Annotated in this window: 10 protein-coding genes; 5 read left to right on the plus strand and 5 right to left on the minus strand. The window is 63.5% G+C overall.

Going from position 1 to position 10858, the window contains the following annotated elements; translation table 11 throughout:
• Positions 1-264 precede the first annotated feature (264 nt).
• Both GDV60_RS10545 and GDV60_RS10550 read right to left on the minus strand, forming a co-directional pair.
• Positions 265-2091 carry a glycoside hydrolase family 15 protein gene (locus GDV60_RS10545; RefSeq protein WP_092235426.1) on the minus strand — a complete coding sequence of 609 codons (1827 nt, stop codon included), beginning with the start codon at positions 2089-2091 and terminating at the stop codon, positions 265-267.
• Positions 2084-2884 (minus strand): glucose 1-dehydrogenase, encoded by an 801-nt coding sequence (locus GDV60_RS10550; protein WP_133715635.1) that lies wholly within the window; start codon positions 2882-2884, stop codon positions 2084-2086. The genes GDV60_RS10545 and GDV60_RS10550 overlap by 8 nt, the downstream gene beginning before the upstream one ends.
• A 162-nt stretch (positions 2885-3046) precedes the next feature.
• Between GDV60_RS10550 and GDV60_RS10555 the strand changes: the two genes are divergently transcribed.
• From GDV60_RS10555 to GDV60_RS10570, 4 genes are all read left to right on the plus strand, one after another.
• Positions 3047-3793, plus strand: coding sequence for a helix-turn-helix transcriptional regulator (locus tag GDV60_RS10555; RefSeq protein ID WP_029293175.1), 747 nt, complete (start codon positions 3047-3049; stop codon positions 3791-3793).
• Positions 3794-3907: 114 nt separating this feature from the next.
• A complete protein-coding gene (locus tag GDV60_RS10560) occupies positions 3908-5386 on the plus strand; it encodes an efflux transporter outer membrane subunit (RefSeq protein WP_159907071.1) in 1479 nt (492 codons plus the stop codon).
• Positions 5383-6534 (plus strand): HlyD family secretion protein, encoded by a 1152-nt coding sequence (locus GDV60_RS10565; RefSeq protein ID WP_092235435.1) that lies wholly within the window; start codon positions 5383-5385, stop codon positions 6532-6534. Before GDV60_RS10560 ends, GDV60_RS10565 begins: the two co-directional genes overlap by 4 nt.
• A complete protein-coding gene (locus GDV60_RS10570; RefSeq protein WP_092235438.1) occupies positions 6524-8047 on the plus strand; it encodes an MDR family MFS transporter in 1524 nt (507 codons plus the stop codon). The genes GDV60_RS10565 and GDV60_RS10570 overlap by 11 nt, the downstream gene beginning before the upstream one ends.
• A 171-nt stretch (positions 8048-8218) precedes the next feature.
• Here the strand turns inward: GDV60_RS10570 and GDV60_RS10575 are convergent, their stop codons facing one another.
• Positions 8219-8803, minus strand: a complete 585-nt coding sequence (locus tag GDV60_RS10575) for a TetR/AcrR family transcriptional regulator (protein WP_070995594.1) — start codon at positions 8801-8803, stop codon at positions 8219-8221.
• A 142-nt stretch (positions 8804-8945) separates the two neighbouring features.
• Between GDV60_RS10575 and GDV60_RS10580 the strand changes: the two genes are divergently transcribed.
• Positions 8946-10118, plus strand: a complete 1173-nt coding sequence (locus GDV60_RS10580) for an MFS transporter (protein ID WP_070995595.1) — start codon at positions 8946-8948, stop codon at positions 10116-10118.
• A 1-nt stretch (position 10119) separates the two neighbouring features.
• On the opposite strand, the gene GDV60_RS10585 is transcribed toward GDV60_RS10580, so the two are convergent.
• Together GDV60_RS10585 and GDV60_RS10590 are read right to left on the minus strand one after the other, a co-directional pair.
• Positions 10120-10485, minus strand: a complete 366-nt coding sequence (locus tag GDV60_RS10585; RefSeq protein WP_029293163.1) for a type II toxin-antitoxin system HicB family antitoxin — start codon at positions 10483-10485, stop codon at positions 10120-10122.
• Positions 10482-10733: a type II toxin-antitoxin system HicA family toxin gene (locus tag GDV60_RS10590; RefSeq protein WP_029293161.1), complete on the minus strand. Its 252-nt coding sequence runs from the start codon at positions 10731-10733 to the stop codon at positions 10482-10484. Before GDV60_RS10590 ends, GDV60_RS10585 begins: the two co-directional genes overlap by 4 nt.
• Positions 10734-10858: the final 125 nt, after the last annotated feature.

Below are 10858 nucleotides of genomic sequence, written 5' to 3' on the forward strand. Positions count from 1 at the left end.
AAACAGGTTTTGGGGCTGCTTCGCAGCCCAGCGCGGGGCAAGCCCGCTCGCCACAACAAGCCCGCTCGCCACGGCCAGTAAGCTGCAGCGCTGTAAAGCCAGCGGATCAAGGCGGCCACACTGTTTTCTCTGCACTCAGCTTGCGATCCGTTGCCTGGTTTAAGTTGAAATTCTGATGGCAAGCACACTTATTGTGGCAAGCCCGCTCGCCACAACAAGCCCGCTCGCCACAGCCAGTGAGCCCAGCGCTGTAAAGCCAGCGGATCAAGGCTGCCACACCGTTTTCTCTCCACTCAACTTGCGATCCAGAAACGTCGCCGCGCTGATCAACGCCAAATGGCTCAGGGCCTGTGGCGTGTTGCCCAGGTGTCGCGCCTGGCTGTCGAATTCCTCGGCATACAACCCCAGCGGGTTGGCATAGCGCAGCAGTTGTTCGAATTCCAGGTGGGCCTTTTCCACTTGGCCTGCGCGAGCCAGGCATTCGACATACCAGAATGAGCAGGCAGTAAACGCCCCCTCAGTGCCTTGCAGGCCATCAATCTGGCTGTCGTCATTGCGATAGCGGTACACCATGCCGTCGCGCACCAGGCTTTTCTGGATGGCCTCCAGGGTCGACAACCAGCGCGGGTCGGTGGCTGCCACGAAGCGCACCAGTGGCATCAACAGCATCGAACCATCCAGGGCGGTGCTGCCGATGTGCTGCACGAAATGCCCGCGCTCCTCGTTCCAGAAGTTGCTCCAGATATCTTCATAAATCGCCTGGCGGGTCTGGTCCCAGCGGGCAAAAGGTGCCGGCAGCGAACGCTTGGAGGCCAGGCGGATCGCGCGGTCGAGGGCGACCCAGCACATCAGGCGCGAGTGCAGGAAGTGATGTTGCTCGCCTCGCATCTCCCAGATGCCGACGTCTTTCTGGTTCCAGGTCTCGCACACCTGGTCCACCACTTCCAGGGTATGTTTCCAGCCCTCATGGGAGATGGCTTCGCCGTACTTGTTGACCAGGTACACCGCGTCCATCAGCTCGCCGAAAATATCCAGTTGCACCTGGTCAAAGGCCTCGTTGCCAATGCGCACCGGTTGCGCGCCGCCATGGCCGCTGAGGTGGGTCAACTCGGTTTCCGGCAGCTGTTGGCGGCCGTCGATGCCATACAGGATGTTGATTTTCATCGGCTGCCCGCAGCAGTCGCTGACGCGCCCGCGCAACCAACGCATGTAGTCATTGGCTTCCTGGACAAAACCCAGGCGCATAAAGGCGTAGACGGTGAACGAGGCGTCGCGGATCCAGGTGTAGCGGTAGTCCCAGTTGCGTTCGCCACCTGGGGCTTCCGGCAGGCCGAAGGTGGCCGCAGCGAGGATCGCGCCGTGTTTGCGTGAGGTCAGCAACTTCAGGGTCAGGGCCGAGCGATTGACCATTTCCCGCCAGCGCCCGCGATAGTTGGACTGGGCCAGCCAGCCGCGCCAGAACGCCAGGGTGTGCTGCAGGCACAGGTCGGTGCCGCTGCTGTCGACGCGCACATCGTCCAGGCCGCCCAGGACAAATTCGGCACCTTGGTCCTGGTCCAGGGTAAAGCAGGCGACGGCGGCGTCATTGTCGATCTGCAAAGGCTGGCTGCTGGCCAGGCGCAGGCCAGGCAGGCCCGCTGCTTCGAAGCACACATCAGCGTTATCGGCCGTGGCCCGCGTGGGTGCCCTGGCATAGTCATGGCGCACCGCGCAGCGCATGTGCAGGGTGGCCTTGCCGCTCACCACGCGCACACGGCGGATCAGCAGGGGCAGGTCGTCGACATCGTCGCTGATGCTCAGCAGGTCGGTGATTTCCACCACCGCTTCATCGCTCAACCAGCGGGTTTGCAGGACATTGGTGTCCGGCAGATAGATCTGTTCCCGACGCGCCTGGGGCAGGTCCGGCGTCAGTTGGAAGATCCCGGCGGCGGGGGAGTCCAGCAGTGAGCAGAAGATCGACGGGCTGTCGAATTCCGGCCAGCAGAAAAAGTCGATGCTGCCCTGGTCGTTGATCAGTGCCGCACTGCGCATGTCGCCGATGATGCCGTGGGCATCGATGGCGCTTTGAGCTTCGTTTTTCAGATCAACCATTGTCTTTGAACTCCGGGTAGAGGCTCATGCCGCCGTCGATAAACAAGGTGCTGCCCACCACATAGTCGGAGGCATCACTGGCCAGCCAGACCACGGCGTTGGCCACATCTTCGACGTCACCGACGCGGCCATAGGGGATCAGTTTCAGCAGCGCCTGCTCGGCATCGCCCTCGGTGGCGGCGCGGTTGATGGCCGTGCGGATCGCCCCCGGCGCGATGCCGTTGATGCGGATCCGTTGGTGGCTGACTTCTTGGGCGAGGCTGCGCATCAACATCTCGACGCCGCCTTTGGACGCGGCGTAGTTGACGTGGCCGGCCCATGGGATCAACTGGTGCACCGAGCTCATGTGGATGATTTTGCCGGCGGCCCGGGATACGCCTGCTCGCACGCCCTGGCGGTTGAAAATGCGCAGGGCGGCGCGGGCGCAGAGGAACTGCCCGGTGAGGTTGACGCCGATCACCGTGTTCCACTGCTCAAGGGTCATGTCGCTGATGGCGGCGTCTTTTTGCAGGCCGGAATTGGCCACCAGAATGTCGAGATGACCGAAGGCGTCGAGGGTCTGCGCAAACAGGCGCTCGACATCGTCCTCCCGGGACACATCGGCGCCGATGGCCAGTGCCCGGCCGCCACTCTGGTTGATCTGCGCCGCCAGGGCCTGGGCGGGCTCTGCCTGACGGTTGTAGTTCACCACCACCGCCGCGCCGGCCGCGGCCAAAGCCCTGGCGGCGCCCGCGCCGATGCCGGAGCTGGCGCCGGTGACCACGGCCACTTGTTGTTCCAACGAGATGCGCATTGTCCACCCAACCTTTATTGCGGGAGTCCATTGAGCTGACTGACGGTGCGCGGCACAAGTTCAGTGGCTTGTCCGAAATGCGACGATGGCTGTCTATATCTATCGTTTTCGCCATTGGGCTTTTGGTTAGAATCACTGGCTTAACGACGTGAGACGCTGCCCATGACAACTGCGCCCCGGCCTTGGCTTGAGGCTTATGCCGACAACTACCGCAACGACGAAGTGGTCCATCCCCATTGTCATACCCAGGCGCAACTGATTCACGGCGTCACCGGGGTAATGGTGGTGAGTACGGCCCAGGGCAGTTGGCTGGTGCCGTCCGGGCACGCGTTGTGGGTGCCCGCCGGGACGCCCCACGAAATTCGCATGGCCGGCGAGGTGCACATGCGCACCTTGTTTCTCATGCCTGAGGTGGAGCCTAGCCTTGGCCGCACGTGCCAGGTGATCGAGGTGTCCGCGCTGTTGCGGGAGCTGATCGTGGCCGCCACGCTGATCGCCGGTCAGGTCAACAACCCGCGCCTGCTGGCGATGGTGGAGTTGATCCGCATGGAGTTGCTGGCCGCGCCGGTGGTGGCGATGCACGTACCGGTGCCCGGCGACGCACGGCTGGCCAGGTTGTGTACGCGGTTCATCCGCAACCCGGCCGATGACAGCAGCCTGGAGTCCTGGGCCGACACCCTGAATATGAGCGCACGCACCCTCAGCCGGATTTTCCAGCGCGAGCTGGGCATGAGCTTTGGCGAGTGGCGCAAGCGTGCGCGCCTGGCGTTGAGCCTCAAGTTACTGGCCCAGGGCGCCTCCATTCTGGAAGTAGCGCTGGAGCATGGTTATCAAAGCCCCAGCGCGTTCAGTGCGATGTTCCGTCGTTCGCTGGGGTATCCGCCGAGTCATTTCCGCCCTGGGGCCTGATGTTGCTTCATGTAACCCTATTGTCCATTTGGCGACGATACATGGCCCTGGCGCGGGCGAATCCGCCAGGGCGCATGCCTAATCTGCAAAGCTCATTCTTCAGCGAGCTTTGTGATGCCCAGCCTTGTCGTTCATCCCCCCACTAGCAATCGATTCCCGGCAGCCCTGACGCTGCTTCTGCTGGGCGCGCTGGCCGGATGCAGCGGCCTGCCCGACGAACCTGCAGCGCCGTTGGCGGCCCAGGCGATACCGCAATTGTCCAGCGGGTCGGCAACCCAGGCGCTGCCCCAGCGCTGGTGGCAGCTTTACCGCGACCGGCAACTGGACCTGTTGGTCGAGCAGGCCTTGCGCCACAACAAAGACCTTGAGGCCGCCGCCGCGCACGTCGATGCGCTGCTGGCCCGCCTGGAGCAGGTCGACCGCCAGCGCCAGCCCTCGACCTTGCTGACCTACGGCGTGGGCTATGGCCGCAGTCGCGACGACCAGACCCTGGCCCAGGCCACCGGTGAACATGCCGATGCCGAGTGGAGCCATGCTCCCGGATTCTCCCTGAGCTACACCCTGGACCTGTGGGGCGAGGTGCGTTACCGCCTGGCTGCCGCCCGCGCCGATGCGCAGGCAGCGCGGGCGCTGGAGGACGAGTGGCGGGTGACGGTGGCCGCGCAAACCACGCGGGCCTATGGCCAGGCGTGCGTCTATGCCTTCAGCAGCCAGGTGCAGCGTCATTCGGTGCAGGTGTTGGAGCGCAGTGTCGAAGTCACTCGCAAACTGCAGCAGGCCGGTGCGGCCACCGCTCTGGACCTGGCGCGCCTCAATGGCCTGCTGGAAGAAACCCGTGCGCCGTTGCCCATGTTGACTGCCCGCCATCAGGCCGCACTGTATGAATTGGCGGTGCTAAGTGGCATGCGGCCCCAGGACGTGGCCCGCAACAGCTGTGCCCAGCCCCCGCAATTGCAGGCGCCGCTGCCCGTGGGGGACGGCTGGGCGCTGGTGCAACGGCGTGCCGATATCCGGCGTGCCGAGCGCCAATTGCAGGCGGCCACGCTGGCCATTGGCGTCGCACGCGCCGAGTTGTACCCGCGAGTGACGTTCGGTGCTGCACTTGAGTCTTCGGCGAGCAGCCTGGGCAAGTTGGGGGACAGTGAGGCGCTGGTGTATTCCGTGGGGCCGTTGTTGTCCTGGCGCTTTCCCAACCGCGGCGTCGCCCAGGCCCGGGTGGGCCAGCGCCAGGCCCAGGCGCGCGAGGCCCAGGCGCGTTTCGACGCCACGGTACTGAGCGCCTTGAAACAGGTCGAACAAGCCCTGGCGCTGTACCAGGGCGAACAGCAGCGTCGTCAGGCCCTGCAAGCCGCGCTGGACAACAGCCAGCAGGCGTTTGAACTGGCCACCCGCAGTTATCGGGCCGGTGCCCTTGATGCCCTGCAATTGCTCGACAGCGAGCGCAGCCTGGTCAGCCTGCAGGCCACCCTGGCCCAGGCAGACCTGCGCTTGGTCAACCGCCAGATCGAGCTGTTCCAGGCTCTGGGTGGCGGCTGGCAACGTGACGATCAACCTCAACCCTTACCCCTTGCTGCCCTTGGAGCCAAGCCATGAACCAGGCTGTTGAACCCGCCATCCTGCAATCCACTCCCAGCTTGATGCAACGCCATCGCCGCGCACTGCTCACAGGCGCCTCCCTGGCGACGCTGCTGGGGCTGGGGCTGTTTGCCGGGTATTGGTGGCAGTGGGGGCGGTTCCTTGAAGAGACCGACGATGCCTACGTCCGTGCCGACTGGGTGGCGGTCAGCCCGCGCATCGCCGGCTACGTGGCCCAGGTGCTGGTGGAGGACAACCAGCCGGTGAAGGCGGGCGATGTGCTGGTGCAGTTGGATGACCGGGACTTTATCGAGCAGTTGCGCAGCTCCGAGGCGAAGTTGCAGCAAGCCCGGGCAGCGGCGACGGCGCGCCAGTCCAGCCTGCATACCCTGGACGCGCGGCTGGCCGAGCAGCAGCAACGCATCGCCCAGGCCCAGGCGGCCTTGCATAGCAACGAGGCCGAGGCCCATCGTGCGCGCCTGGACTACCTGCGTTATCGCGATCTGGTGGACCAGCAGATCGCTACCCGTGAGCGCCTGGAAACCGCCAGTGCCGGCCAGGCCAAGGCTCTGGCGGCGGTGACCGAAGCCCGTGCCCAAGTGGCCCGGCAGCAGGCTCAGTGCCAAGTCTTGCAGGCGCGTCGCCAACAGGCCCAAGCGCGCATCGCCGAATCCCAGGCCCGGGTGGGCGAGGCCCAGGCCAATCTGGCCCTGGCCCGCAATGCCTTGAATGACACAGCAATCCGCGCGCCGTTCGACGGGGTCGTGGGCCAGCGCAAGGTCCGTCGCCAGCAGTACGTGATGCCGGGCCTGCCGTTGCTGGCGGTGGTGCCGGTGGAGCAGGCCTATGTGATCGCCAATTACAAGGAAACCCAGTTGCAGCACATGGCGCCGGGGCAATCGGTGGATATTGCGGTGGACAGTTTTGCCGGCCAGCGCTGGCGCGGCCAGGTGGAAAGTATCGCCCCCGGTTCCGGCGCGGTATTCGCCTTGTTGCCGCCGGACAACGCCACCGGCAATTTCACCAAGATCGTGCAGCGTTTTCCGGTGAAGATCCGCCTGGTCGCGGACGAGGTCAACGGCCCCGCGATCTTGCCGGGAATGTCAGTGATCGCCACGGTGGATACGCGTCCGGCCCGCCAGCAGGACAGTTCCCATGGCGGCTGATGCGCGCAGCACTTCGACGGTATCGTTTCGCGCCTGGGTCGCGGTGATCGGTGGTCTGTTCGGTTGCTTCATGGCTGGCATGAACGTGCATGTCACCAGTGCCGCGTTGCCGGAAATCGAAGGGGCCCTGGGCGCTACGTTTGAGGAGGGATCGTGGATTTCCACGGCCTACCTGGTGGCGGAAATCATCATGATCCCGCTCACCGCATGGCTGGTGCAGGTGTTCTCGTTACGGCGGGTAATGCTGTGGGGCTCCGGGGTCTTTCTGGTGGCCTCGGTGGCCTGTTCGATGGCGCCGAACCTGCCGGTGATGATCATCATCCGTGTGATCCAAGGGGCCGCAGGAGCGGTGCTGATTCCGCTATCGTTCCAGTTGATCATTACCGAGTTGCCCGCCAGCAAGATCCCGCTGGGCATGGCGCTGTTCAGCCTGGCCAACAGCGTGGCCCAGGCCGCAGGGCCGTCTATTGGTGGCTGGTTGACCGATGTCTATTCGTGGCGCTGGATCTTCTACCTGCAGCTGTTCCCCGGCATCGCGCTGTTGGCGGCAGTGGCCTGGTCCATCGATCGCCAGCCGATGAACCTTGGGTTGTTGCGCCAAGGCGACTGGCTGGGCATCGCGTGCATGGTGCTGGGCCTGGGCGCGTTGCAGATCGTGCTGGAGGAGGGCGGGCGCAAGGATTGGTTCGGCTCGGCCTTTATTGTTTGGATGAGCCTGGCGGCGGTGGTCGGGCTGGCAGGGTTTATCGGTCGCCAATTGTGGGGCAGCAAAAGCTTTATCAACCTGCGATTGTTGGCGCACTACAACTTTGGCGTGGCCAGCGTGGCGATGTTTATCTTCGGTGCCAGCACCTATGGCCTGGTATTCCTGGTGCCCAACTACCTGTCCCAGATGCAGGGCTACAACGCCAGCGAAATCGGCATCAGCCTGATTGCCTACGGCATGGTGCAACTGGTGCTGGCGCCGTTTTTGCCGCAGCTGATGAAGTGGTTTAGCGCGAAAATCCTCGTGGCTTCAGGTTTCGCGATCATGGCCCTGGGCTGTTGGATGGGCGCGCATTTGTCGGCCGACAGCGCCAGTAACGTGATCATCCCCTCGATCGTGGTGCGCGGCATCGGCCAACCATTGATCATGGTGGCGCTGTCGGTGCTGGCGGTGCATGGGCTGGCCAAGGCCGAGTCTGGCTCGGCCTCGGCGGTCTTCTCGATGTTGCGTAATCTGGGCGGCGCAGTGGGTACGGCCCTGCTGGCACAGTTGGTGGTGGTACGCGAGCAGGTGCATTCGGCGCGGATCGGTGAATCGCTGAACATTTTCGAGCCGGCCTTGCAACAACGCTTGCCGGGCGGCGGTTTGCTGCAGGAACAATGGCCGCAGCACCAGCAGGTGCTGGGGTTGCTGGATCAGGGCGTACGGCACCAGTCCTTCTTGATGGCTTACAGCGACGCGTTCTACCTGGCGTGTGTGGCGCTGACGTTGTGTGCGGTGGCGGCGCTGTTGTTGCGGCGAACCTGAGCCTCGTTTCCAGGGGTAGTTGTAGTTAGGGGCCTACTGTGGAGAGGGGCCCTGTTGTGGCGAGGGGGCTTGTCCCCCGCTGGACTGCGCAGCAGGCCCATTTTTTGGGGTCGCTGCGCAACCCAGCGGGGGACAAGCCCCCTCGCCACTGCAGCCCCCTTTGCTAGGGGCTCAGGCCACAGGCTTCAACCCCCGAAGCAGCAAATCCAAGCCTTGCAGCGCTTGCTCCAGGCATTCATCCGGGCGTTCGGCATGGGCAATCCATTGCGCCGTATCCACCAGGCTGCCATTGATCAATCGGGCCAGCGCCAGGCTGGGGGCCTGTTCAATCAATCCGACCTGCATCAATCCCTCCAGGAGCCGACGCAGTGAGTCGATGCATTGCTGCTGGGCGCCGACGTCAGCACCCAGCACTGCCGGCGCATCTTGCAGCACAATGCGCTGGATTTCCGGATCCTGGGCCATGCGCAAATACGCGCGACAGCGTTCGCAAAAACCCTCCCAGGGGTTTGCGGCCTGGGCGCTGATTTGTTGCAGGTGCTCATCCATTTCGCTGTCGAGTTGCGCGACCACCGCTGCCAGTAAGCCTTTTTTGTCGCCAAAGTGATGGTACAGCGCCCCTCGCGTGAGGCCGGCGCGCGCGGTGAAATCGTCCATGGAGGTATGGGCAAAACCTTGGGTCGCAAAGGCGTGGCGGGCGCTGGCTAGCAAGCGGGCGCGGGTTTCTTCGATCATCTCGGCGCGGGCTCGGCTCATGGAAAATGCTCGTCCTGGTCAGGTGGGTAGTTGACATACGCCGCGTATGTTACTCATGATTTGTCACATACGCACCGTATATATTTCGCCCGGATTGCCTTGAATGGCAAGCTCCAGGGCTCCCAGCAAGAGGACACGCACCATGGCAAACCCCTACGCCGAGCTGTTTCAGGCGCCAGGTTCCAGGGCTTTTGTATCGGCCGGCATGCTCGCGCGCATGCCGATTTCCATGACCGGTATCGGGTTGATCACCATGTTGTCCCAGGTCCGCGGTGGTTATGGGCTGGCGGGCGCAGTGGCGGCCACCTTTGCCTTGGCTACGGCGTTTTGCGCGCCGCAGGTTTCACGGCTGGTAGACCGTTACGGCCAGGGCCGCGTATTGCCGGTGGCGGCCGTGATTGGCGGGGGCGCGCTGTTGATGCTGTTGTTGTGTACCCGCTTGCAGGCACCGGACTGGACGCTGTTTATCTTCGCCGCCCTGGCCGGTTGCATGCCCAATATGTCGGCCATGGTGCGTGCGCGCTGGACCGAGATCTACCGTGGCCAGCCCCGCTTGCAAACCGCCTTTGCCCTGGAGTCGGTGCTGGACGAGGTGTGCTTTATCCTTGGGCCACCGATATCGGTAGGGCTGTGCGTGCTGCTGTTTCCCGAAGCCGGCCCGCTGGTGGGGGCGATCTTGCTGGCGGTCGGCGTGACCACCTTCGTCCTGCAAAAACAGACTGAACCGGCTATTCACGCTCAGCTTGAGCAGCAGGGCCGCTGGTTGATTACCCAGCCTTCGGTATTGGTGCTGATGATCCTGCTGATGGCCATGGGCACCATTGTCGGTGTGGTGGACGTGGTCAGCGTAGCGTTCGCCCAGCATCAGGGCCAACCGGCAGCCGCGAGTATTGTGCTGTCGGTGTATGCCATTGGCTCGTGCCTGGCGGGGCTGGCCTTTGGGGCGTTGAAATTGCACATGCCGTTGCCCCGGCAGTTCCTGCTCTGTGGCCTGGCCACGGCGTTGACCACGCTGCCGTTGTTGTGGGTGGGGGATATCCTTGGGCTGGCGCTGGCGGTGTTTGTGTCCGGGCTGTTTTTTGCGCCGACGCTGATTGTGTCCATGGCGCTGGTGGAGCAGGTCGTCCCCCCCAGCCGCTTGACCGAAGGCATGACCTGGCTGATCACCGGCCTGAGCATCGGCGTGGCCATCGGTGCGGCAAGTTCCGGCTGGATGATCGATCAATTCGGCGCCCCCAGCGGGTTCTGGGTGGCGCTGGTGGCCGGGGCGGTGGTGCTGGCGGCCGCCGTGCTGGGCTACCGCCGCCTGGGCTAAGTCACCCCAGGGCGGGGTGACTGTCTGCCGCATGATGACGCAGGAACTCGTTCAAGGCCTGGCGCGTCAGGTCGTTGAGTGTGACCTTTTTCTGCGTCGCCGCCAGGGCTGCGGCCAGGTGCAGATCATGGCCCACCCGTACATTGAATGAGCCTTTGCAGGGCTTTTCTGGTGCCTGGCCCAAGGTCTGGCACGTAGCCAGGTAATCCTCCACCGCCTCGCGAAAGGCGGCTTCCAACTGGGCCACGGTCTGGCCTTCGTAGCTGACCAGGGCGCGGATAAACAGCAGCTTGCCGAATAGGCAATTGTCCTCGACGCTGGCTTCTATGGAGCCGATGTAGCCTTTGTATTTCAACTGGTTGCTCATTGAAGCAAGCCTCCTGATTCCAACTGTTCAATGATCTGGCGCCGAATGTAGTGTTTCAGCTCATTGCCAGGGTGGGGCTTGTGCAAGGTGATCATTGCACTCGGGTCGCCGATGTCGAACTTGACGCGGCTCCCAGCCCCTTCGATTTGTCGATAACCCAGCCAGCCCAGCAATGTGACGAGCTCAGGCCAGGTGAATGCCATCTGCAGGTTGAGCAGTTTGGCGAGCAGCTTTTCATTTTTGGACACGGCGTTCCCTGCGTGTAACTAAATGTAGTTGCAAATATGGTTGTGCGTCAATGATAGGACCGCTTTGCGGACTTCTCCCGGCTTTGATGTAACGCCTGATGACTGCACCCGCCTGCGCTAATTTT

This window comes from Pseudomonas sp. DTU12.1 (genome assembly GCF_009873475.1).
In the GTDB taxonomy this organism is placed as follows: domain Bacteria; phylum Pseudomonadota; class Gammaproteobacteria; order Pseudomonadales; family Pseudomonadaceae; genus Aquipseudomonas; species Aquipseudomonas proteolytica.